We start from the raw sequence: 21,530 nt of genomic DNA, 5'->3' as shown, positions 1-21,530 counted from the left end.
ATATAAGCCGGTAAGAACGGGACGGGCCACGGATGACGACGACGATCGACGAAATCAGGGACAACTTTGCGCTGCTCGACGAGTGGGACGACCGCTACCGCTATGTCATCGAGCTCGGCCGCACGCTCGAGCCGTTGTCCGAGGCGGAGCACTCGGCCGAGAACAAGGTGCAGGGCTGCGTCAGCCAGGTCTGGCTGTCGAAGCGGATCGACCGCGACGGCAAGGGCGAGCCGCGGCTGATCTATCTCGGCGACAGCGACGCTCACATCGTGCGCGGCCTGGTCGCGATCGTGCTGACGCTGTTTTCCGGCCATACGCCGAAGGAGATCCTCGGCACCGACGCGCTCGCGCTGTTCGAGGAGTTCGGCTTCCGCGACCATCTGACGCCGCAGCGCTCCAACGGCCTGCGCTCGATGGTCGAGCGCATCCGCAACGATGCGCGCGAGGCGCTGGCGTCCGCGGCGTGAGGCAAATGGCCTGACGCCTTTTCGCGAAGTGGCCTACTTCTTCTTCCGCGCCTGCTGGCCCAGCCCCATCTTCTTGGCGAGCTGCGACCGCGCCACCGCGTAGTTCGGCGCCACCATCGGATAGTCGGCCGGCAGCCCCCATTTCTCGCGGTATTGCTCGGGGGTCATGTTGTACTGCGTGCGCAGATGGCGCTTGAGCGATTTGAAGCGCTTGCCGTCCTCGAGGCACACCAGATATTCGGGCGTGATCGACTTCTTCATCGACACCGCAGGCTTGGCCGGCTCGAGCGGCGTTTCGGTGCGTCCGGTCGAGACGCGCAGCAGGGCGGCATGGACCTGGCCGATCAGGCTCGGAATATCGGAGGCCGGCGTCGGATTGTTGCTGAGATAGGCCGACACGATGTTTGCGGTCAGCTCGACCGGAGTTTTGCTTGACGTCTCGGACATGGCTCTACCTTCCCTATGCAATCGAACGGCGCGGCCCAACACGCCGGCCCGGACAGTATCCGGGCATAAAAATACATTAACAGAATCGCGTACTACTTCGCTGATATGAGCGGATTACAGGAATCGCGACAAGAACGGCCGTATTTCTGCATCGAACGGCGGCCGTTGGCAAGTATTGGCAGAACTTAAGGCCGCTGCTCCAGATGCGACCTGAGCTCGTCGATCGAGGCAAACCGCATCATGCCCTCGGGCATCTGCGCTTCGATCGATCCGTCCGAATAGAGCGAATAGGCCATGCCGTCGACGACGCCCGACTTGAGCACGGTCACCGCGGGCTGTTCCGGGGGCGCCGGCGGGTGGCTGGGCGACGGCGGAGCTGAGGGCGGGGTCTGGGCCTCGCCGAAGGTCGAAGGCGAGCGGGCGCTGCGCCGCGGGGCAACGTCGACCGATCTCGGCCGCTCCGCCCTCGGCCAGGCATCGTCAAACGTCGCCGGCGCGGGCTCTGCGGCCGGGTTGGGACGCAGCTCCGGCGACAGCAGGTCCGGCGTCAGCGGCTCCGCAGCGCGGCCCTGGGCGCGTTCGCGTTCCTTCCGTGAGGTCGAGGAAAACAGCAGGTTGCGCCGCTTGGGCGGCGCCGAGGCGTCAGCTGCGGCGGCGCTCGGCTCCGCCGCCGGGCTCTCCTCGGTATTGCCGCCACGCGCGGCGATCTCCTCGTGCCAGGGCGGTGGAGCGGCCGCCGGCGCGGGGGGCGGCGCCGGGGCCAGCGGCGGAGGCTGCAGCGGCGGGAAGGCGATCTCGCCGGCAGCCGAGCTGCGCGGGGAAGTTGCAGGCGCCGGGAACTCGGGGCTGGCGCCGGTGGCAAGCGGGCCGAGCCGCCGGGCGATGGCCTGCAGCTCCCGGATCGCCACCGCGAGCGCCAGCACGATCGCGCCGGTGCAGACGCCGGTGACGCCGGACTGGATCAACAGGCCGCCGACGCTGAATTCCTTGTATTGGATCCCGAGGCCGATCGCCGCCAAACCTGCCAGGACGAGGCCCGCGCCGACGACCAACAAAGCAACCATCATCGAACTAACCCCCGGGAGAGCCGCCGGAAAATCGGCGCAGCCACCGACGGCCACGATACCGTCATATTGCCCACACCGCCAACCGGCAATTGTGGACAGAGTTCCTGAAAAGCAGATTTTGCCGGTATTTCGGCCTCGTCGGCATCGCATCAGGCCTGCCGGACAAGTCGCTCCCGTAAATCTACTGACCTACGAAATACTGCCAATATATTGCAATGCATCTGGGAAATTACGCCACAATTGCCAATTACTTGGAAACGGAACTGCGCTATATGGATGCCGGGGAATGAGGCCCTAAAGCGCCAAAACGGGCCAAGGGACGCCGGTACCATTAGCCATGTCATCGATTACGACGTCTGCCATCGACACGCCTGCGCGTCGCTCGGTGGAGAAGACCTGCGACGATCTCGCCCTTATTGTCCTCGGCGCGGTCGCCTTGATCGCCGGTCTCACATTTCGCGATTACGGCCTGGGCTGGGACGATTACACCCACGCTGAGTATGCCGATCTGTTGCTGCGCATGTACGGTTCCGGTTTCAAGGACACCGGCGCGCTGTCGTTCGCCAATCTCTATATGTACGGCGGCGGCTTCGATATGGCCGCGGCGCTGCTGCACAAGGTGATCTCGCTGGAACTGTTCGAGACGCGCCGGCTGGTCGGCGCGATCGTCGGCGTCATCGGCCTTGCGGTCACCTGGCGGCTGGCGCGGCGCGTCGGCGGTCCGGTGGCCGGACTGGCCGCGCTGCTGCTGCTGGCGCTGTGCCCGACCTTCTACGGCCACATGTTCATGAACCCGAAGGACGCGCCGTTTGCCGTGGCAATGGTGATCCTGATCCTCGGCCTGGTCCGCCTGGTGGAGGAATATCCGGCGCCCTCGCCGCGCACCATCCTGATCGTCGGCCTCGGCGCCGGCCTGTCGATCGGCTGCCGGGTGCTCGGCGGACTGGCGCTGGTCTATGCGGTGGTCGGTTTCCTGCCGCTCGGAATCGAGGAATTCCGCAAGCAGGGCGCCCGCGAAGCGACGCACCGCTTTGCCCATGTGGTCTACGTGCTGCTGCCCGGCCTTGTGTTCGGCTATCTCGTGATGGGCCTGATCTGGCCGTGGTCGATCATGGAGCCCGGCCATCCGCTCGAGGCGGTGACCTATTTCTCGCATTTCTTCGAGAAGCCGTGGAAGGAGATGTTCGACGGCGCGCTGGTGTCGGTGCCGGACATGCCATGGTCCTATCTGCCGACGCTGTTCGCGCTGCAGCTGCCCGAGGTGCTGCTGTTCCTGCTGATCGCGGCCGTCGTCATCACCCTGACGTCGCTGTCGCGCGACGACGTGCCGGCGAAGCGCAAGACCATCATGCTGATGCTGACGCTGGCGGCGATGCTGCCGCTGGTGATCGCGATGGTGAAGCGGCCGGCGCTCTATAACGGCATCCGTCATTTCATCTTCGTGATCCCGCCGATGACGGTGCTCGCCGGCGTCGCCTTCGCGCGCGGCATGGACTGGCTCGGCGAACAGCGCCGCGCCTGGCAGCCTGCCGCCGTCGCGGTGTTCGCCTTCGGCCTGCTGCTGCCGCTCAGCGAAATGATCCGCCTGCACCCGTATCAATACACGCACTTCAACCATATCGCCGGCACGGTGCGCACCGCCGACAACTACTTCATGCTGGACTATTGGGGCCTGGCGCTGAAGCAGGCCTCCGACGGCTTGCGCGAGCAGCTCGCCGAACGGCAGGAAGTGCCGCCGCAGAACCGCAAGTGGAAGGTCGCGGTGTGCGGACCGCAGCGTCCGGCGCAGGTCGCGCTCGGGCCCGACTTCACCATCGGCTGGGACAGCAATGCCGCCGACTTCGCGATGACGCTCGGCGAGTTCTACTGCAAGGGCCTGGCCGCGCCCGTGATGGTCGAGATCAAGCGCGACGACGTCGTGTTCGCTCGCGTCTACGACATCCGGGGCCGCAGCATCTCGAGCCTGCTGGCGATCCCGGCGCCGTAAGCTACGGCAAGCCAGTCGATTCGCTGCCCACTTTCTCCGTGCCGGAGCATGATCTTTCCGGATCGTGGGCCAGCCTTCACATGCCGGCATGACTGTCACGCCGGTACGCCGCCTTGCTGCGCTAACGCGGCAGCGCTAGGCTCCGACAAATCACACCAACGGAGCAAACGGCCATGTCCCCAGCGGAAGCACGCCTGAAGGAAGTCCCCGCGGATATCAGCGCCGCGGAATGGGAGCAGCGGATCAATCTCGCCGCCTGCTATCGCCTGGTCGCGCTCTATGGCTGGGACGATCTGGTCGACACCCACATCTCGGCGCGCGTGCCGGGACCGGACCATCACTTCCTGATCAATCCCTACGGGCTGATGTTCGACGAGATCACGGCGTCGAGCCTGGTCAAGGTCGACCTCGACGGCAACCAGCTGTCCAAGAGCGACTACAGCATCAACCCGGCCGGCTTCACCATCCATTCGGCGATCCACGAGGTGCGCGAGGATGCCGGCTGCGTGCTCCATCTGCACACGATCGACGGCACCGCGGTATCGTCCGACCCCAAGGGTCTGCTGCCGCTGAACCAGACCGCGCAGCTCGTCACCCACGACCTCGCCTATCACGACTATGAAGGCATCGCGCTCGATCACGACGAACGCCCGCGCCTGCAGCGCGACCTCGGCAGCAAGAACCACATGCTGTTGCGCAACCACGGCACGCTGACGGTCGGCCGCTCGGTCGCCTCCGCGTTCGAGCGCATGTATCATCTGGAGCGGGCCTGCTCGATGCAGGTGGCGACCCGCGCGCTCGGCGGCGCCGCCTATCCGGTCGACCAGCTCGCGATCGACAAGAACACCGAGCTGCTGTCCAACCCCGACCGTGCCGAGCTGCGCTCGACCCAGCTGGTCTGGCCGCCGCTGCTGCGCAAGCTCGACCGGGTGAACCCCGGCTACCGAGATTGAATTTTCACAATCTTCGGGTAAGATTCGCGCCAACACCCTCTGCACTATCGGAATCAAAACGCCGCCCAATCCCGGGCGGCGTTTTTACGTACGGTAGCTTTCGTAGGATGGGTAGAGCGAAGCGAAACCCATCGCCTTTACCCACCGCATCAAGACCGCTCGCCGAATCCCCCATCCAGTCTCGTGCCGTCGCCAGCCCAGTCTTCGGGGTAAACTCCAAGCCGGACCATGCGATGGAACGACGAATGCGGCCAATCTTTCACTCGCTCCACAAGACCGTGTTTGAGGGGATTGATGTGGACGTAATCGATGTGACGAGCAAAATCATTCTCGTCCCGGATCGTGTGCTCCCAATACCGCCGCTGCCAGATGCCGCGTTCGCGTTTGGCAAGCCGGCTGCCGGAAATGAGCTCGCAAGCTGGGAGACTTCGCGAGAACGCCGACTTTATTTGCCGCCAACGGGTCGAAAAGTCGGCATCGTCTTCCGGCAAGGTCCACACCGTGTGGAGGTGATCTGGCAGGATGACAATCGCCTCGATCGTGAAAGGATGCCGTTCGCGCGTCTCACGGAACGCCGCGCGCAGTTGATCGATGTGTTCGGTGAGCAGTCGCAACCGCCGATCTTCCAGGTTGACCGTGAAGAAGAAGCTCGCCCCGGCAACGAAATTGCGACGATACGTGGTCATGACAGACGATGGTGGCGAGGCGATGGGTTTCGCTTCGCTCTACCCATCCTACAGCAAAATCAAACGCCGCCCAATCCCGGGCGGCGTTTTTACTTTCCGGTTCGCTTCGTAGCCCGGATGGAGCGCAGCGTAATCCGGGGCGGCGTGTCCGCGGATCGACCTGTCCAGGCTGCGCGCTGGCGGTCCGGTCGGAGTGATGGGTTTCGCTGCGCTCTACCCATCCTACGAGTGCTGCGTTCGTGCGCTAGGCGGCCTCGGCGAATGCGGCGAGGATCCGCGCCCAGGAGCGGATGCCCTTGTGAAAACTCTTGAGGTCGTACTTCTCGTTCGGCGAGTGGATGTTGTCGTCGTCGAGGCCGAAGCCGATCAAGACGCTGTCGAGGCCGAGGGTGCGCTTGAAGTCGGCGACGATCGGGATCGAGGCGCCGGAGCCGACCAGCAGCGCTTCCTTGCCCCACTCATCGGTCAGCGCGCGCTTCGCCGCCGCTAAGGGCTTCATGTTCCAGTCGAGCGCGATCGCCGGCGCGCCGGAATGCTCGGTGAACTCGGCCTTGCAGTCCGCCGGCACGCGGGCCTTCACATAGGCGCGGAACGCCTCGCGGATCTTTTCCGGGTCCTGCCCTTCGACCAGGCGGAACGAGACCTTGGCTGACGCCTCGGCCGGAATCACCGTCTTCGAGCCCTCGCCGGTGTAGCCGCCGACGATGCCGTTAATGTCGCAGGTCGGACGCGACGACACCTGCTCGATCAAGAGCCGATCCGTCTCGCCGGCCGGCAGCGACAGGCCGATCGGCTTCAGAAAACTGTCCGCCGTCATGTTGAGGTTCTTCCACTGCGCCAGAATGTCCGGCGGCAGATCCTTCACGCCGTCGTAGAAGCCGGGGATGGCGATGTGGCCGTTCTCGTCATGCAGGCCGCCGAGGATGCGCGTCAGCACGCGGATCGGATTCTGCGCGCCGCCGCCGAACACGCCGGAATGCAGGTCGCGATTGGCGGCCTTGATCTTGACCTCGTCATAGACCAGGCCGCGCAGCGCGGTGGTGATCGCCGGCGTGTTGGGATCCCACATGCCGGTGTCGCACACCAGCGCGAAGTCGGCCTTCAGCTCGTCCTTGATCGCCTCCAGGAACGGCACGAAGTTCTTCGAGCCGATTTCCTCCTCGCCCTCGATGACGATGGTGATGTCGATCGGCAGCGATCCCGTCACCGTCTTCCAGGCCCGGCAGGCTTCGACGAAGGTCATCAGCTGGCCCTTGTCGTCCTCGGCGCCGCGCGCGACGATGATCTTGCGGCCGTCGGCGTGGTCGGTCACCACCGGCTCGAACGGCGGGCGATGCCAGAGGTTCAGAGGATCGACCGGCTGCACGTCGTAATGGCCGTAGAACAGCACGTGCGGCCGCCCGTCGGTCGAGCCGTTCAGCTTGCCGACCACGGCCGGATGGCCGGCGGTCGGGCGCACCTCGGTCTTGAAGCCGAGCGAGGCGATATCCTTCGCGAGATGATCGGCGGCCGCCTTGCAGTCATCGGCAAAGGCCGGATCGGCCGAGATCGATTTGATCCGGAGCAGCGTGAACAGCCGCTCGAGGCTGTTGTCGAAATCGGCGTCGATGCGGTCGAGGACCGGCTGCAGCTTGGCGTTGGACATCGCGGATATCCTGTTGGTTGGACGGTTGCGCCGGGTTGTAGCGCGCCGGCCGCGGGAGAGCAAAGCGGCGCTCCCGCCCAACGTGTATGACTATCTGCGCAGCAACCCGCCCAGCGCGCCGCGCACCAGCGAACGGCCGATCGAGCCGCCGATCGAACCGCCGACCGACTTACCGAGATCGGCGACCACGCCGCCGATCACCTTATCGGTGACCGAACGGGTGACGTTGCGCGCAATCACCTGCCCCGTCGACAGCCGGCCGCGCTTGACGTTGGTGCCGAAGATCGTGGCGGCGATCGAGCCGATCTGGCCGAGCAGGCCGCCGCCTCCCTCGCCGTCCGCCGGCGCCGCCGTGCCGGCGATCCGCTTCTGGATGATCTCGTAGGCCGACTCGGCGTCGACCGCGGTGTCGTATTTGCCCTTCACCGGGCTCGCATCCATGATCGCCTTGCGCTCTTCCGGCGTGATCGGTCCGATCCGCGCCGATGGCGGCCGCACCATGACGCGCTCGACCATCGACGGCGTGCCGCCGCCCTCCAGGAACGACACCAGCGCCTCGCCCTTGGCGAGCTCCATGATCACGCGCGCGGTGTCGAGCTTCGGATTGGGCCGGAAGGTCTGCGCCGCCGCGGCCACCGCCTTCTGGTCGCGCGGGGTGAAGGCGCGCAGCGCGTGCTGCACGCGGTTGCCGAGCTGCGCCAGCACCTTGTCCGGCACGTCGATCGGATTCTGGGTGACGAAGTAGACGCCGACGCCCTTGGAGCGGATCAGCCGCACCACCTGCTCGATCTTGTCCATCAGCGCCTTCGGCGCATCGTTGAACAACAGATGCGCTTCGTCGAAGAAGAACACCAGCTTCGGCTTCGGCAGGTCGCCGGCCTCCGGCAATTCCTCGAACAATTCCGACAGCATCCAGAGCAGGAACGTGGCGTAAAGCCGCGGGCTCTGCATCAGCTTGTCGGCGACGAGGATGTTAACCATGCCGCGGCCGTCGCGGTCGGTCTTCATGAAATCCTTCAGCGTCAGCGCCGGCTCGCCGAAGAATTTGGTGCCGCCCTGGTTCTCGAGCACCAGCAGCTGGCGCTGAATGGTGCCGACCGTCGCCTTCGACACGTTGCCATAGCTTTGCGCCGCCTTGCGGATCGGCGCCAGCGGATCCTCCTCGTCGTCGGCGGCCTTCTTGCCGCCGTTGGGCGCGATCGCATCCAGCAGCGCGCGCAGATCCTTCATGTCGATCAGCGTCAGGCCGTTTTCGTCGGCGACGCGGAAGGCGACGTTGAGCACGCCTTCCTGCACGTCATTCAGATCGAGCATCCGCGACAGCAACAGCGGGCCCATCTCGGTGACGGTGGCGCGCACCGGATGGCCCTGCTCGCCGAACACGTCCCAGAACACGGTCGAGAACTGATCCGGCTGGAAATCGAGCCCCATCTCCTTGGCGCGCTTGACGATAAAATCCTTGGCCTCGCCGACCTCGGAGATTCCGGAGAGGTCGCCCTTGATGTCGGCCGCGAACACCGGAACGCCGGCGCGCGCAAATCCTTCCGCCATGACCTGGAGCGAGACCGTCTTGCCGGTTCCGGTCGCGCCGGTCACAAGGCCGTGCCGGTTGGCCAGCGCAAGCGTCAGCCACGCTGTCTCCTCGCCCTTGCCGATAAAAATCTTTTCATCGGTATCGGCCAGTTTATTGCCGGAGGTCGCCATCGCTTCGCCTCTTCGCGCAGATTAGATCGGTTCGAGTTCGAACCCGGTTCGATATCGAACCGGTGCCATCATAATGTATCTTGCAGGACGAATGAAACCATCGCCCGATGCCGACGTATATCGCGGCCCTATAAGTTCCTCATACTTTAATTCTTTGCCAATTGATCTTCGCCAAAAGAATTCTGACGAGCCTTATCCAAGTGAACTTTGCCAACAAAACAAAGCCATTGCGCATTGCGACAAGATGGCGTGAATCCCGGATTTACTCTTGCATCGATGCAACACCTTCAGCGCGATCGAAAAAGAAAGACGCAGTGCGTGCCCGGATCGCTTGTATTTCGCGGCACAGGCGCTCAAGATAAATCTTCAAGAAATATCCGGTAAGAACCGGTTGAGGCGGGGCAATATGGACGAATTGGTTGGACGGCTGGCCGACAAGGCCGGCATCGATGGTGCTGTCGCTGAAAAAACCATCGGTATCGTTCTGGGCTTCCTCCGGAACGAGGGGCCTTCAGACAAGGTCCAGGCTCTGATCGACCAAATCCCCGGCGCAGAAGCGGCCATTGCCGCCTCCAACAACAGCGGTGGTCTATCGCGATTGATGGGCGGCGGGCTGATGGCCGTCGGCACCCGGCTGATGGGGCTTGGTTTGAGCATGAGCGAGATTCAGAGCGTGGCGCGTGAACTTTTCAGGTTCGGCCGCGACAAAATCGGAGCGGATCAAATGGGCGAGATCATCTCGGGGACGCCGGGCCTCAGCCAGTTTGCCTGAAGCATCCCCCAACGACGCCCTGTTGCGCAGACGCGCCTTTCTACCTGCATACGAGTATCATGACATACCCCCTCTCCGAGATCGAAGGCCTGTCCGCCTATTGCGCCAACAAACTGAAGTCACAGGGAATCCGCACGACCGAAGCGCTGCTTGAAGCCGCCCGCACCGTCAAGGGACGCAAGGGGCTCGCAGCCAAGACCGGGATCAGCGAACAGCAATTGCTCGAATGGGCCAACATCTCCGACTACATGCGGATTCCCGGCATGGGCAAGGCGAAGGTTGGGCTGATGCGCGCCGCCGGCGTCACCACCGTGCGCGAGCTCGCGCACCGCAATCCGTCGCGGCTGGCGCAGAGCATGAAGGACGCCAACGTCAAGCGAAAGCTGGTCCGCGTGATGCCGTCGGAGAAGTCGGTCGAGCTCTTGATCGAACAGGCCCGCAAGCTGCAGCCCAAAATCACTTATTAAGATCACCCATTAAGGTCACCTGTTAAGGTACAGGTCGCGGCCCACCCCGGCCGCCGCTGCCCACACCTTGACTCGGCGGCGCCGCCAGCGCAAAGCCACCGCATGATGGCAACCTCGCTTATTGCGTCAGCGGCAGCCGGCTCGGCCGGACGCGCGCTGCTGCCGGCATTGCTGTCAAAGCCCTATCCGGCGGTGATGGGCGTCCTCAACGTGACGCCGGATTCATTCTCCGATGGCGGGCAATTCATCGCCCCCGAGCAGGCGCTGGCGCAGGCCCGCAGACTGGTCGCCGACGGCGCAGACATCATCGATATCGGCGCGGAATCGACCCGCCCCTACGGCTCGCAGCCGGTCACGGCGGACGACGAGCTGCGGCGGCTCGAACCGGTGCTGGCCGGCGTCATTGCACTCGGCGTGCCGGTCTCGATCGACAGCATGAAGTCGGAGGTGGTGGCCTGGGCGCTCGGCCAGGGCGCCGTGATCGCCAATGACGTCTGGGGCCTGCAGCGCGATGCCGGCATGGCCGCCCTGGTCGCCGCGCGCGGCGTGCCCGTGATCATCATGCACAACCGCGACCGTGCCGATCCGGCGATCGACATCATGCAGGATATCGCGGCGTTCTTTGCCCGCTCGCTGGAGATCGCGGCGCGCGCCGGCGTATCGACCGACCAGATCGTGCTCGATCCCGGTATCGGCTTCGGCAAGACGCCGGAGCAGAGCATGATGGCGCTGGCGCGGCTGTCCGAGCTCAGCGCGTTCGGCCTGCCGGTGCTGGTCGGCGCCTCGCGCAAGCGCTTCATCAGCACCATCGTGCCGTCGGAGCCGCAGCAGCGCATCGGCGGCTCGCTCGCCGCGCATCTGATCGCCGCTCAGAACGGCGCGCGCATCATCCGCGCGCATGATGTGGCGGAAACCGTGCAAGCGCTGCGGGTGGCCGCGGCAATCAGGGAACAGCAATGACCGACACGATCTTCATCACCGGGATCGTCATCCATGCCCGCCATGGCGTGATGGAGCATGAGACCGAGGTCGGGCAGCGCTTCGTCATCGACCTCGAGCTCTACACCGATCTCTCGGAGTCCTCGCGCACCGACCGCCTGTCCGACACGGTGTCCTATTCCAACGTGGTGGCGACCGCCACCTCGGCGTTCAAGAACACCAATTACAGGCTGCTGGAGCGCGCCGCCGGCGCGGTGGCCGACGACATCCTCGCCGCATTCCCGCGCGTCAGGGCGGTCAAGGTCACCGTGCACAAGCCGCACGCGCCGATCGCCGCGATCTTCGAGGATGTCGGCGTGGTGCTGACGCGCTCGCGGCATCAGCTTCCGCCGGCGCAAAGCTGAGCGCCCAGATTGAACACTCATGGCGAGCGTCCTGATCGCACTCGGTGGCAATGTCGGCGACGTCCGCGCGACCTTCCGCAAGGCGATCGCCAATATCTGCGGCATGACGCAGGCGGCATTGCTGGCGCGCTCCTCGGACTATTCGACGCCGCCCTGGGGCGAGGAGGCGCAAGGCAGCTTCATCAATGCCTGCGTCGAGATCGAGACCAGCCTCGACCCGCATGCGCTGCTGTTCACGCTGCACAAGATCGAGACCCGGTTCGGCCGCGACCGGGCCAACGAGCAGCGCTGGGGCCCGCGCACCCTCGACCTCGACCTGATCGCCTATGACGACGTCACGCTGAACAAGCCGGAACTGACCCTGCCGCACCCGCGTTTGTTCGAGCGCGCCTTCGTGCTGGTGCCGCTGGCCGAGATCGTTCCCGACCGCGTCATTGCCGGCCGCCGCGTCGCCGATGCCCTGGCCGGGGTTTCGACCGACGGTATTTTCCGCCTGCCGGACCTCGATTGAGGCCAAGTGAGGCCAAGTGGCCTCAGAGCGGGACCGCAAAACAACCGTTTGGCTTGGCCGCCCGCCCGTGGCAATTTCCGGCCAAATCAAGGGGCCCGCATCGGGCCGGCGAAGGATAATTTGGGCGGATGACGACCACGACCGACGATTTGCCACTTGCTGCGGATTTTCCGCCGGCGACCTATGACGACTGGCGCAAGCTGGTCGACGGCGTGCTGAAGGGCGCCCCGTTCGAGAAGCTGGTCGGCAAGACCTATGACGGCGTGAGGATCGATCCGATCTACCGCCGCGCCACCAACACCGGCCCGATTGCCGGCCGCGCCGCCGCCGCGCCCTGGCAGATCCTGCAGCGGGTCGACCATCCCGACGCCGCCGCGGCCAACGCGCAGGCGCTGCACGATCTCGAGAACGGCGCCACCGGCCTCGAATTCGAGTTCGCCGGCGGCCCCGGCGCCCGCGGTTTTGGTCTTGCCGACGCCAGCAAGGCGACGCTGGCCAGGGTTTGCGACGGCATCCATCTCGATGCCGGCATCATGATCGCGCTCAACCCGGTGCTCGGACGCGAGAACGCCGGCGAGACCTTTGCCGACCTGGTCGAAGCCCGCAAAATCGATCCGGCGAAGGTCGACCTGCACTTCAACTATCAGGCGCTGAGCACGGTTGCGGTGCGTGGCGCTGCTGCGGCGGCCTGGGCCGAGTACCAAAAGCCGTTCGGCCAGGTGGTCAGCGGACTGATCAAGCGCGGCTTCAAGGGGCCGTTCGCGCTCGCCGACGGCCGGCCGGTGCATGATGCCGGCGGCTCGGAGGTGCAGGAGCTCGCCTTCACGCTCGCGGTCGCGCTCGCCTATCTGCGCATGCTGGAGGCTGGTGGCATCGACCTCGATGCAGCGCGTGCAGCAATCTCGTTCCGGCTTTCCGCCGACGCCGACCAGTTTTTGACGATGGCAAAATTCCGCGCGCTGCGGCTGTTGTGGGCGCGGGTCGAGCAGGCCTGCGGGCTCGTGCCGAAGCCGATCTTCGTCAACGCGCAGACCGCATGGCGCATGCTGACCCAGCGCGACGCCAACGTGAACCTCCTTCGCGCCACCATGGCGACGTTTGCCGCCGGCCTCAGCGGCGCCAACGCGATCACCGTGCTGCCGCACACGCTGGCGCTCGGCCTGCCGGACGATTTTGCACGGCGCGTGGCGCGCAACACGCAGCTGGTGCTGCTCGAGGAATCCAACCTCGCAAAAGTCTCCGATCCGGCGGCGGGCTCCGGCGGCATCGAGACGCTGACGTCGCAGCTGAGCGAGGCGGCCTGGGCCCTGTTCCAGGAGATTGAGAAGGCCGGCGGCATCTTCGCTGCGCTCGAGCAAGGGCTGCTCCAAAGCAAGGTCGTCGCGACCCGCGCCCTGCGCGAGACCAACGTGGCCAAGCGCCGCGACGTGCTGACCGGCGCCAGCGAGTTCCCGAACCTGCACGAAGCCGAGATCGCGGTGCTGGATGTGAAGCCGGCTGCGCTCAGTCCCCTGCCCGAGCCGAAGATCAAGTTCGACGCACTGGCGCCGATGCGCCTTGCCGAGCCGTTCGAGGCGCTGCGCGACCGGTCGGACGCAGCGCTGAAGGCGCATGGCGCGCGGCCGCGGATCTTCTTGGCCAATCTCGGCACGCCGGCGGATTTCACCGCCCGCGCCACCTTCGCAAAGAGCTTCTTCGAGACTGGCGGCATCGAGGCGATCGACAGCGAGGGTTTTGCCGATCCGGCGGCGCTGGCGAGCGCCTTCAAGGCCTCCGGCGCCGCGGTGGCGTGCATCTGTTCCTCGGACAAGGTCTATGCCGGCAGCGCCGCTGACGCCGCCAGGGCCCTTCAAGCAGCCGGCGCAAGGCATATCTATCTGGCAGGGCGGCCCGGCGACCAGGAAGTGGCGCTGCGGGCCGCCGGCATCGGTGAGTTCGTCTTCGCCGGCGGCGATGCCCTGGCGACATTGCGCGACGCCTATCGTCGGATGGAGCGAGCATGACGGCTGAGACCCCAGCGAAACCCGTTTTGACCGGCGGCTGCCAGTGCGGCGCGGTCCGCTTTGCCGTGTCGGCGCCACCGACCCGGATCAGCATCTGCCACTGCCGGATGTGCCAGAAGGCCTCAGGCGCGCCGTTCGCCTCCTTTGCCGACATCGAGCGAACCGACTTCACCTGGACGAGGGGCAAGCCGGCGGCATTCAGATCCTCCTCGATCGCCGAGCGTGATTTCTGCGCCGCCTGCGGCACCCCGCTCAGCTTTCGCCGGATCGACGGTCCCCGCATCGAGATCATGACCGGCACCTTCGACCGGCCCGACCGGGTGGTGCCGACACGGCAATACGGAACCGAATCCCGCCTCGGCTGGGTGGTCGGCATCGCCAATCTGCCGAGCCAGACCACGATGCAGAATTACGGACCGGAGAAGATGGCGACTATCGCCAGCCACCAGCATCCGGACCATGATTGAGAGCGCCGCAAGCCGACCGCCAATGATACGATGGACACCATGACCAAAATTCCCAATTTCGCCGATGTCGCCTTCCAGCCCGTCGCCAGCGCGGCGCAGGCGGCGAGCGCCGAGCCGTGGCTGACGCCCGAGGGCATTCCGGTCAAGTCGATCTACAGCGAGGCCGACCTCGAAGGCATCGACTTCCTCGAGACCTGGCCGGGCATTGCGCCCTATCTGCGCGGCCCCTACCCGACCATGTACGTCAACCAGCCCTGGACCATCCGGCAATATGCCGGCTTCTCCACGGCGGAGGATTCCAACGCCTTCTATCGCCGTAACCTCGCGGCCGGGCAGAAGGGCCTGTCGGTCGCATTCGACCTCGCCACCCACCGCGGCTACGACTCGGATCATCCGCGCGTCTCCGGCGACGTCGGCATGGCCGGTGTCGCGATCGATTCGATCTACGACATGCGCACGCTGTTCGCCGGCATCCCGCTCGACCAGATGAGCGTGTCGATGACAATGAACGGCGCGGTGCTGCCGATCCTCGCGCTGTTCGTCGCTGCGGCCGAGGAACAGGGCGTGCCGCCGGAAAAGCTGTCGGGCACCATTCAGAACGACATTCTGAAAGAATTCATGGTGCGCAACACCTACATCTATCCGCCGGTGCCCTCGATGCGGATTATCTCGGACATCTTCGCCTACACCTCGCAGAAGATGCCGAAATACAATTCGATCTCGATCTCCGGCTATCACATGCAGGAGGCCGGCGCGACGCAGGATCTCGAGCTTGCGTACACGCTCGCCGACGGCGTCGAATATCTGCGCGCGGGCCTCGCCGCGGGCCTCGACGTCGACCGTTTTGCACCAAGGCTGTCGTTCTTCTGGGCCATCGGCATGAACTTCTTCATGGAGGTGGCAAAAATGCGCGCGGCGCGGCTGCTGTGGGCCAAGCTGCTGAAGCCGTTCAACCCGAAGGATCCGCGCTCGCTGTCGCTGCGCACGCACTGTCAGACCTCGGGCTGGTCGCTGACCGCGCAGGACGTCTTCAACAACGTGATGCGCACCACGATCGAGGCGATGGCGGCTACCCAAGGCCACACCCAGTCGCTGCACACCAATGCGCTCGACGAAGCGCTGGCGCTGCCGACCGACTTTTCCGCGCGGATCGCCCGCAACACGCAGCTGTTCCTGCAGCAGGAAAGCGGCACCAACCGCATCATCGATCCCTGGGGCGGCTCCTATTACGTCGAGCGGCTGACCCGCGATCTTGCGGCGAAGGCGTGGGGCCACATCCAGGAGGTCGAGGAGCTCGGCGGCATGGCCAAGGCGATCGAGGCCGGCGTGCCGAAACTGCGGATCGAGGAAGCCTCGGCCAAGACCCAGGCCCGCATCGATGCCGGCCGCCAGGCGGTGATCGGCGTCAACAAGTATAGGCCCGAGAACGAGAAGCCGATCGACGTGCTGAAGGTGGAGAACTCCACCGTGCGGCGGCTGCAGATCGACAAGCTGGCGCGGCTCAAGAAGGAGCGCAACCAGAAGGACGTCGACGCAGCCTTGGCCGCCCTCACCCGTTCGGCGGGCGAAGGCAACGGCAACCTGCTGGCGCTGGCGATCGACGCCGCGCGCGCCAAGGCAACCGTCGGCGAGATTTCAGACGCGATGGAAAAGGTGTTCGGCCGCCACCGCGCCGAGATCAAATCCATCACCGGCGTCTACAAGCGAGAGGCAGCGGCGATGTCCAACAAGGTCGCAAAGGTGCAGGAGCTGATCGACGCCTTCGAGGAAGCCGAAGGCCGCCGCCCGCGCATCCTGGTGGCAAAAATCGGCCAGGACGGCCATGACCGCGGCCAGAAGGTGATCGCATCGGCCTTCGCCGATGTCGGCTTCGACGTCGATATCGGACCGCTGTTTGCGACCGCGGAGGAAGCGGCCCGCCAGGCGGTCGAGAACGACGTCCACATCCTCGGCGTCTCCTCGCTCGCCGCAGCGCACCTCACCGCGGTGCCGGAGCTGAAGGCCGCGCTGAAGAAGCACGGCCGCGAGGACATCATGATCATCATCGGCGGCGTGGTGCCGCCGCAGGATTACGATGCGCTCTACGCCGCCGGCGCCGAGGCGATCTTCCCGCCCGGCACCGTGATCTCGGACGCCGCCGAGGAGCTGATCCGCAAGCTCAACGCAAGGCTCGGCCATAGCGAGGCGGCGGAGTAGGCCGCCGCTCTATTGATTGTCCTCCTTCAGGGAAGCATTCCATGCGCGCCGCTCGCTTGATGACGCCTGCCCGCATCGTGGGCCTTATCGGGACGCTTGCGTGCCTCAGCTTCCCCGCCCTCGCCGCCGACCCGAAGCCCGATGCCACGGTCAAGAGCAAGAGCATCGAAGCCAGCGTCTATCTCGACGACAAGATGAAGGCCGACCCGGCGCTGGCTGCGGATTGCCTAGCCGAAGGCAGGAAGTGGATCGACAAGCAGGCTGCGGAAGCGGCTGCCGCGCGCAAGCAGGAACCCGACCTGTTCAAGGATCGCGGCGGCTATTCATTCGAGCGCAAATACTTGGTGCGTTCCATCATCGACAGCCGCTATGTCAGCATCCTTCGCGACGACTATATGGACACGCTCGGCGCTCATCCGAACTCCGACGTCGACACGATCCTGTGGGATACGACCGCGAAGAAACGCATCAGCATCCGCACCTTCTTCACCGAGACTGCAGACAACGGCCCGACCATGAAGGCCATGCTCAAGGCCGTCATCGCGTCGCTGACCGTGGAAAAGAAGAAGCGTGCCGAAGGCGAGCCCATCGCGGCCAACTGGCACGACGGCCTGAAGCCGAGCCTGCTCAAGATCGGCGCCGTGACGCTGGCGCCCTCGACCGAAGCCGGCAAGAGCTCCGGCTTAACCTTCCACTACCCGCCCTATGCGCTCGGTGCCTATGTCGAAGGTCAATATCTCGCTTTTGTACCCTGGGAGACACTGAAGCCATATCTGAGCCCGGAAGGCGCAAAGATCTTCGGCGGCGCCCGCCCGAAGGCCGATACGGACGATCAGCAATAGTTCGTAGCCCGCATCAGCCAACGGGTCGCGCGAACGCGCGCCCGATGACAGGCTGAGCGATATGCGGGACCGGTTTCCCCGGGTATCGCTGGCGCTCACCCGGGCTACGGTGACCGCGATTGCCATAGCGCGTGCACACAGGGCTCCGCCGTTGTAAACCAAGGCCATGATCGTCTCGAAATCCGCCTCCCCTGATATCAAGACCATTGCCAAGGCGCTCCGCGCCGGCCAGCGCGCGGCGCTGGCGCGGGCGATCACGCTGGTCGAGAGTAGGCGTAGCGATCACCAGGCCTCCGCGCGCGAGCTGGTGCAGGCACTGCTGCCGGACACCGGCAAGGCGGTGCGGGTCGGCATCACCGGCTCGCCCGGGGTCGGCAAATCCACCACCATCGATGCGCTCGGCATGTTCCTGATCGAACGCGGCCACAAGGTCGCGGTGCTGGCGGTCGATCCCTCCTCGGCGCGCACCGGCGGCTCGATCCTCGGCGACAAGACGCGGATGGCGCGGCTCGCGGCCTCCGATGACGCCTATATCCGTCCCTCGCCCTCGTCGGGCACGCTCGGCGGCGTCGCGGCAAAGACCCGCGAGGCGATGCTGCTGTGCGAGGCGGCCGGCTTCGACGTGGTGCTGGTCGAGACCGTCGGCATCGGCCAGTCCGAGACCGCGGTCTGCGACATGACCGATTTCTTCCTGGCCCTGATGCTGCCCGGCGCCGGCGACGAGCTGCAGGGCATCAAGAAGGGCCTGGTCGAGCTCGCCGACATGATCGCGATCAACAAGGCCGACGGCGACAATCTCAATCGCGCCAACCTCGCCGCCGCCGACTATCGCAGCGCGCTGCATATCCTGGCGCCGCGCTCCGAACACTGGCATCCGCCGGTCGAGACCTATTCCGCGCTGACCGGCGCCGGGCTCGACAGGCTCTGGCAAAAGATCCTCGAGCACCGCACCGCAATGAACGCCTCCGGCGAATTCGCCGCGCGGCGCCGCGAGCAGCAGGTGAAATGGATGTGGTCGATGCTGGAGAGCCGGATCATGGCGCGGCTGCGCAGCGATGCTGCGATCCGCGCCAAGGTGAAGAAGATGGAAGCCGAGGTCGCCGACGGCCGCATCTCACCCGCGGTCGCCGCCGAACAGATCGCGGAGCTGCTGCGATGAGCGAGAAGCTGCGCGTCCTCGTCACCGGGTTCGGCACGTTTCCCGGCGCGCCGTTCAACCCCACCATGCCGCTGGTGCAGCGGCTGACCGCGTTGCGGCGTCCGGCCTTCGACGACGTGGCGCTGACCAGCCACATCTTCCACGTCACCTACGCGAGCGTCGATCGCGAATTGCCGGAGTTGATCGCAAGGCATCGTCCGCAGGCCCTGCTGATGTTCGGCCTCGCCGGCCGCACCCCGCATCTGCGTATCGAGACCCGGGCCCGCAACGCCGTGACGACGCGCTTTCCCGACGCCGGCCGCCAGCATGCGTGCAAGGGCTCGATCGAGGACGGCGCCGACGCGCGCGCCTTCGGGCCACACTCGGAAAAGCTGTTGCGCGCCGCGCTGGCGACCGGCATCGACGCGCAGCTGTCGCGCGATGCCGGCAGCTATCTCTGCAACTATCTGAGCTGGCGCGCCATCGAGGCGGTCAACCGCGACGACGGCCCGCGCCTTGCGCAATTCATCCACGTGCCGCCGCTCGCGCATGACGGAACGGCGGCGCGCGCCACCTCGGCGATCACGCTCGAAGCGCTGGTCGATGCCGGCGAAGCGATGCTGCTGGAGCTGGTGAAGCTGACCCGGCAGGCCGCGCGCGCCTGAGCGACGCGTCAGGCCGCGCCGCGTACAGCATGACTGATGCGATCGGACAGTTGGTCGCCATGCTGGCCGGCTGGCACGAAAATCATTTGAGCCGAGGATGAGACAAGGATATCCTGGAACCGTTCATCTGATTTGATTTTTCCGTCTCGGAAACGGCTACCCGATCGTGGCTGCGAAGTATCGCACAGAGGCGGGACAGATATTTCGAGTTGCCCCAGGCTGTTCGGCGGGAGGGTCTCATGAAGATTGCACTGTTGTCGATGGTGATGATCGGAAGCCAGCTGGTGATCCCGGTCAGTGACCGCATTCCGAAACTGGACGTCGAGGCGACATGCAAGGCAACCGTCGCGGCGGATAACGCAGCGAATCTGGTTCTTTCCCAAGATTACGCGGGTTGCATGCGCGACGAAAATGAAGCGCAAGCGCAGCTCGCGGGCGTCTGGTCTACGAGCCCAGACAGCGTCAGGAATACATGCGTGGATGAGGCGACCGCAGGCGGAAACGACAGCTACGTCGATCTGCTCGTGTGCATGCAAATGGCCGGCTGGGCGTCTCCGCCGGCCGCTCCCCTGAAAGGGGCGAGTAAAGTCCGCAACAAAAAGTGAGCTGCGCGCCGCCTGGTGAGACAACGGCGTTCGCTTCGCTTCCCCGTCCCGCAGGCGCTAATTGGCGGTAGAGCCCTCGACGGCAAACGTGTGGTACGTGGCGTATTTCTCGCCGACGGCGCGCACCTGCACGTAGGCTGGATCGTTTCGCCAGGCACGAAGCGCCTCCATGTTCGGATACACGTAGATGACGACGCGCCGGGGTGGATTTCCGTCAACCGCAACGACCTGTGAACCGGTTGCCGCAGCGCCTGCGGCCGCGACCAGCTTGCCGCCATGTGCCTTGATGATCTCCCGTGCCTTCGGCAGATACTCCCTGGCATAACCGTCGGGGTCCGTGACGTCGATCTGGCCGATCAGATAGGCCGGCGGCCTCGCCTCGCCATGGAGCGCTTCGCTGCCGAGCGCGCCGAGCGTGGTACACGTCACCATCACGAGACCGATCCTGCATCCGGAATTCATGTGGGCCTCCTCGCATGCCTTGCCGCGCGCGCTGACCGGGGACTCTCCACAGGAGTTCAATAGACGTCCAATACATATATCCTCTCAAATCCTATGCTCGAATGCTATAAGCGAGCATGAACCTTCGGCAGGCCCTCACCTTCCTGACCGTGGCCGAGCTCGGCACCGTCTCAAAGGCGGCTTTGCGGCTCCGGGTCGCGCAACCCGCTCTGTCCAGGCAAATCATCGATTTCGAGCAGGAGCTCGGCTTGCGGCTGTTCGACCGGGTCGGGCGCCGGCTGCTGTTGACCGGCGAAGGCGAGCAGTTGATCGAGGGTTGCCGGCTGCTGCTCAACAGCGTCAGTTCGCTGAAGGAGCAGGCTCAGCTGCTCCGTCAAGGAGACACCGGGGTCTTGAGGATCGCCGGCTCGCCGCAGCACATCGAGAGCGTGCTGTCGCAGTTTCTCCACCGCTACGCGGAGCGATATCCGCGGGTCGAGATCAGGATCAGGGAGGGCACGGGCAGCGAGATCATGGCGATGCTCGAACGCGGCGAAGTCCATCTCGGCCAAAACCTGCTGCACGCAGTCAGGCTGAACGAACAGCATTTTGGCAGCCTTCCGCTCGGCGCCGTGCAGTTGCTGGCGGCCGGCCATCGCTCGATGCCGCTTGGCCCACATCGCACCATCGAAATAGCCGCCCTCGCCGGGCAACCGTTGCTGCTGCTCGATAGTGGCTTCGGATTTCGCCGTGCCTTCGATGCGGCAAGCCGCATGGCGGGACTGAAGCCGACGATCATGTTCGAGAGCCGCAACCCGCACACCTTGCTGGCACTCGCCGAGGCCGGGCACGGCATCGCGATCGTTCCCTCCCAATTGCAGTGTTCGCGTTACAAATTGAGAGTTGTCGGCCTCACTCATCGACGCCGCGTCTTGCAGGAGCCGCTGACCATCTCATGGGACAAGCGGCGCCCGCTGCCGCGTTTTGCCACCGATTACTGTGCGATGCTGGCCGCGCATATGCGCGAGACGTTTCCGATCACCCGCCCGACGGAGCCGGCGAAAGCAAGACGGAGCGATCGGATCCGACCAAAGCGTGCCTCACGGACGACCTGACGTGCAACC

22 protein-coding genes are annotated in these 21,530 nt (G+C 65.2%); 16 read left to right on the top strand and 6 right to left on the bottom strand.

The features are described from left to right. Nucleotides 1-32: 32 nt before the first annotated feature. A complete protein-coding gene (locus tag XH93_RS15265; protein WP_194474153.1) occupies nucleotides 33-467 on the top strand; it encodes a SufE family protein in 435 nt (144 codons plus the stop codon). Between the two features lie 33 nt (nucleotides 468-500). Here XH93_RS15265 and XH93_RS15260 read toward each other — a convergent pair whose 3' ends face one another. Further along, the gene (locus tag XH93_RS15260) at nucleotides 501-914 is read right to left on the bottom strand and encodes a MucR family transcriptional regulator (RefSeq protein ID WP_139481904.1); all 414 of its coding nucleotides are present in this window, start codon (nucleotides 912-914) and stop codon (nucleotides 501-503) included. Between the two features lie 185 nt (nucleotides 915-1,099). Next, a complete protein-coding gene (locus XH93_RS15255; RefSeq protein ID WP_194474152.1) occupies nucleotides 1,100-1,981 on the bottom strand; it encodes a DUF308 domain-containing protein in 882 nt (293 codons plus the stop codon). Between the two features lie 337 nt (nucleotides 1,982-2,318). Between XH93_RS15255 and XH93_RS15250 the strand changes: the two genes are divergently transcribed. Together XH93_RS15250 and XH93_RS15245 are read left to right on the top strand one after the other, a co-directional pair. Next, entirely contained in the window at nucleotides 2,319-3,968 is a 1,650-nt protein-coding gene (locus tag XH93_RS15250; RefSeq protein WP_139857527.1) for a glycosyltransferase family 39 protein, read from the top strand. Nucleotides 3,969-4,141: 173 nt separating this feature from the next. Beyond that, nucleotides 4,142-4,921: a class II aldolase/adducin family protein gene (locus XH93_RS15245; RefSeq protein WP_139857526.1), complete on the top strand. Its 780-nt coding sequence runs from the start codon at nucleotides 4,142-4,144 to the stop codon at nucleotides 4,919-4,921. A gap of 149 nt (nucleotides 4,922-5,070) precedes the next feature. Here the strand turns inward: XH93_RS15245 and XH93_RS15240 are convergent, their stop codons facing one another. From XH93_RS15240 to XH93_RS15230, 3 genes are all read right to left on the bottom strand, one after another. Beyond that, nucleotides 5,071-5,607 (bottom strand): transposase, encoded by a 537-nt coding sequence (locus XH93_RS15240; protein ID WP_194474151.1) that lies wholly within the window; start codon nucleotides 5,605-5,607, stop codon nucleotides 5,071-5,073. A gap of 244 nt (nucleotides 5,608-5,851) precedes the next feature. Beyond that, entirely contained in the window at nucleotides 5,852-7,252 is a 1,401-nt protein-coding gene (locus tag XH93_RS15235) for a M20/M25/M40 family metallo-hydrolase (protein WP_194474150.1), read from the bottom strand. A gap of 90 nt (nucleotides 7,253-7,342) precedes the next feature. Next, the gene (locus tag XH93_RS15230; RefSeq protein WP_194474149.1) at nucleotides 7,343-8,956 is read right to left on the bottom strand and encodes a helicase HerA-like domain-containing protein; all 1,614 of its coding nucleotides are present in this window, start codon (nucleotides 8,954-8,956) and stop codon (nucleotides 7,343-7,345) included. 406 nt (nucleotides 8,957-9,362) lie between these two features. On the opposite strand from XH93_RS15230, the gene XH93_RS15225 reads away from it, so the two are divergent. From XH93_RS15225 to XH93_RS15170, 12 genes are all read left to right on the top strand, one after another. Next, the gene (locus XH93_RS15225; RefSeq protein ID WP_194475151.1) at nucleotides 9,363-9,728 is read left to right on the top strand and encodes a DUF2267 domain-containing protein; all 366 of its coding nucleotides are present in this window, start codon (nucleotides 9,363-9,365) and stop codon (nucleotides 9,726-9,728) included. A gap of 59 nt (nucleotides 9,729-9,787) precedes the next feature. Next, nucleotides 9,788-10,195, top strand: a complete 408-nt coding sequence (locus XH93_RS15220) for a DUF4332 domain-containing protein (protein ID WP_139481910.1) — start codon at nucleotides 9,788-9,790, stop codon at nucleotides 10,193-10,195. Between the two features lie 102 nt (nucleotides 10,196-10,297). Further along, a complete protein-coding gene (folP, locus tag XH93_RS15215) occupies nucleotides 10,298-11,155 on the top strand; it encodes a dihydropteroate synthase (protein ID WP_194474148.1) in 858 nt (285 codons plus the stop codon). Beyond that, nucleotides 11,152-11,538 carry a dihydroneopterin aldolase gene (folB, locus tag XH93_RS15210; RefSeq protein WP_139481912.1) on the top strand — a complete coding sequence of 129 codons (387 nt, stop codon included), beginning with the start codon at nucleotides 11,152-11,154 and terminating at the stop codon, nucleotides 11,536-11,538. The genes folP and folB overlap by 4 nt, the downstream gene beginning before the upstream one ends. Nucleotides 11,539-11,557: 19 nt before the next feature. Then, a complete protein-coding gene (gene folK, locus XH93_RS15205; RefSeq protein ID WP_194474147.1) occupies nucleotides 11,558-12,049 on the top strand; it encodes a 2-amino-4-hydroxy-6-hydroxymethyldihydropteridine diphosphokinase in 492 nt (163 codons plus the stop codon). Between the two features lie 128 nt (nucleotides 12,050-12,177). After that, a complete protein-coding gene (locus tag XH93_RS15200) occupies nucleotides 12,178-14,052 on the top strand; it encodes a methylmalonyl-CoA mutase family protein (RefSeq protein WP_194474146.1) in 1,875 nt (624 codons plus the stop codon). Beyond that, on the top strand, nucleotides 14,049-14,519 hold the full coding sequence (locus XH93_RS15195; RefSeq protein ID WP_139481915.1) for a GFA family protein: 471 nt from the start codon (nucleotides 14,049-14,051) through the stop codon (nucleotides 14,517-14,519). The genes XH93_RS15200 and XH93_RS15195 overlap by 4 nt, the downstream gene beginning before the upstream one ends. A 39-nt stretch (nucleotides 14,520-14,558) precedes the next feature. Continuing rightward, a complete protein-coding gene (gene scpA, locus XH93_RS15190) occupies nucleotides 14,559-16,715 on the top strand; it encodes a methylmalonyl-CoA mutase (protein WP_194474145.1) in 2,157 nt (718 codons plus the stop codon). A gap of 59 nt (nucleotides 16,716-16,774) precedes the next feature. Next, complete coding sequence (locus XH93_RS15185; RefSeq protein ID WP_194475150.1) at nucleotides 16,775-17,557, top strand: RsiV family protein; 783 nt, start codon at nucleotides 16,775-16,777, stop codon at nucleotides 17,555-17,557. Between the two features lie 166 nt (nucleotides 17,558-17,723). Further along, nucleotides 17,724-18,716, top strand: a complete 993-nt coding sequence (gene meaB / locus XH93_RS15180; RefSeq protein WP_371815030.1) for a methylmalonyl Co-A mutase-associated GTPase MeaB — start codon at nucleotides 17,724-17,726, stop codon at nucleotides 18,714-18,716. After that, a complete protein-coding gene (locus tag XH93_RS15175) occupies nucleotides 18,713-19,360 on the top strand; it encodes a pyroglutamyl-peptidase I (protein WP_194474144.1) in 648 nt (215 codons plus the stop codon). Before meaB ends, XH93_RS15175 begins: the two co-directional genes overlap by 4 nt. A 239-nt stretch (nucleotides 19,361-19,599) precedes the next feature. Next, nucleotides 19,600-19,965 (top strand): hypothetical protein, encoded by a 366-nt coding sequence (locus tag XH93_RS15170; protein WP_194474143.1) that lies wholly within the window; start codon nucleotides 19,600-19,602, stop codon nucleotides 19,963-19,965. A gap of 57 nt (nucleotides 19,966-20,022) precedes the next feature. On the opposite strand, the gene XH93_RS15165 is transcribed toward XH93_RS15170, so the two are convergent. Then, nucleotides 20,023-20,427 carry a DUF1330 domain-containing protein gene (locus tag XH93_RS15165; RefSeq protein ID WP_246799624.1) on the bottom strand — a complete coding sequence of 135 codons (405 nt, stop codon included), beginning with the start codon at nucleotides 20,425-20,427 and terminating at the stop codon, nucleotides 20,023-20,025. A 116-nt stretch (nucleotides 20,428-20,543) separates the two neighbouring features. Here XH93_RS15165 and XH93_RS15160 point away from each other — a divergent pair, with 116 nt between their 5' ends. After that, a complete protein-coding gene (locus tag XH93_RS15160; protein WP_194474142.1) occupies nucleotides 20,544-21,521 on the top strand; it encodes a LysR family transcriptional regulator in 978 nt (325 codons plus the stop codon). Nucleotides 21,522-21,530 lie beyond the last annotated feature (9 nt).

This window comes from Bradyrhizobium sp. CCBAU 51753 (assembly GCF_015291565.1).
GTDB lineage: Bacteria > Pseudomonadota > Alphaproteobacteria > Rhizobiales > Xanthobacteraceae > Bradyrhizobium > Bradyrhizobium ivorense.
This window is presented reverse-complemented; position numbering and strand designations above follow the sequence as displayed.

Coding starts and splice junctions, on each gene's coding strand:
- XH93_RS15265 (WP_194474153.1), top strand. CDS start 33: ATGACGACGACGATCGACGAAATCAGGGACAACTTTGCGCTGCTCGAC.
- XH93_RS15260 (WP_139481904.1), bottom strand. CDS start 914: ATGTCCGAGACGTCAAGCAAAACTCCGGTCGAGCTGACCGCAAACATC.
- XH93_RS15255 (WP_194474152.1), bottom strand. CDS start 1,981: ATGATGGTTGCTTTGTTGGTCGTCGGCGCGGGCCTCGTCCTGGCAGGT.
- XH93_RS15250 (WP_139857527.1), top strand. CDS start 2,319: ATGTCATCGATTACGACGTCTGCCATCGACACGCCTGCGCGTCGCTCG.
- XH93_RS15245 (WP_139857526.1), top strand. CDS start 4,142: ATGTCCCCAGCGGAAGCACGCCTGAAGGAAGTCCCCGCGGATATCAGC.
- XH93_RS15240 (WP_194474151.1), bottom strand. CDS start 5,607: ATGACCACGTATCGTCGCAATTTCGTTGCCGGGGCGAGCTTCTTCTTC.
- XH93_RS15235 (WP_194474150.1), bottom strand. CDS start 7,252: ATGTCCAACGCCAAGCTGCAGCCGGTCCTCGACCGCATCGACGCCGAT.
- XH93_RS15230 (WP_194474149.1), bottom strand. CDS start 8,956: ATGGCGACCTCCGGCAATAAACTGGCCGATACCGATGAAAAGATTTTT.
- XH93_RS15225 (WP_194475151.1), top strand. CDS start 9,363: ATGGACGAATTGGTTGGACGGCTGGCCGACAAGGCCGGCATCGATGGT.
- XH93_RS15220 (WP_139481910.1), top strand. CDS start 9,788: ATGACATACCCCCTCTCCGAGATCGAAGGCCTGTCCGCCTATTGCGCC.
- folP (WP_194474148.1), top strand. CDS start 10,298: ATGATGGCAACCTCGCTTATTGCGTCAGCGGCAGCCGGCTCGGCCGGA.
- folB (WP_139481912.1), top strand. CDS start 11,152: ATGACCGACACGATCTTCATCACCGGGATCGTCATCCATGCCCGCCAT.
- folK (WP_194474147.1), top strand. CDS start 11,558: ATGGCGAGCGTCCTGATCGCACTCGGTGGCAATGTCGGCGACGTCCGC.
- XH93_RS15200 (WP_194474146.1), top strand. CDS start 12,178: ATGACGACCACGACCGACGATTTGCCACTTGCTGCGGATTTTCCGCCG.
- XH93_RS15195 (WP_139481915.1), top strand. CDS start 14,049: ATGACGGCTGAGACCCCAGCGAAACCCGTTTTGACCGGCGGCTGCCAG.
- scpA (WP_194474145.1), top strand. CDS start 14,559: ATGACCAAAATTCCCAATTTCGCCGATGTCGCCTTCCAGCCCGTCGCC.
- XH93_RS15185 (WP_194475150.1), top strand. CDS start 16,775: ATGACGCCTGCCCGCATCGTGGGCCTTATCGGGACGCTTGCGTGCCTC.
- meaB (WP_371815030.1), top strand. CDS start 17,724: ATGATCGTCTCGAAATCCGCCTCCCCTGATATCAAGACCATTGCCAAG.
- XH93_RS15175 (WP_194474144.1), top strand. CDS start 18,713: ATGAGCGAGAAGCTGCGCGTCCTCGTCACCGGGTTCGGCACGTTTCCC.
- XH93_RS15170 (WP_194474143.1), top strand. CDS start 19,600: ATGAAGATTGCACTGTTGTCGATGGTGATGATCGGAAGCCAGCTGGTG.
- XH93_RS15165 (WP_246799624.1), bottom strand. CDS start 20,427: ATGAATTCCGGATGCAGGATCGGTCTCGTGATGGTGACGTGTACCACG.
- XH93_RS15160 (WP_194474142.1), top strand. CDS start 20,544: ATGAACCTTCGGCAGGCCCTCACCTTCCTGACCGTGGCCGAGCTCGGC.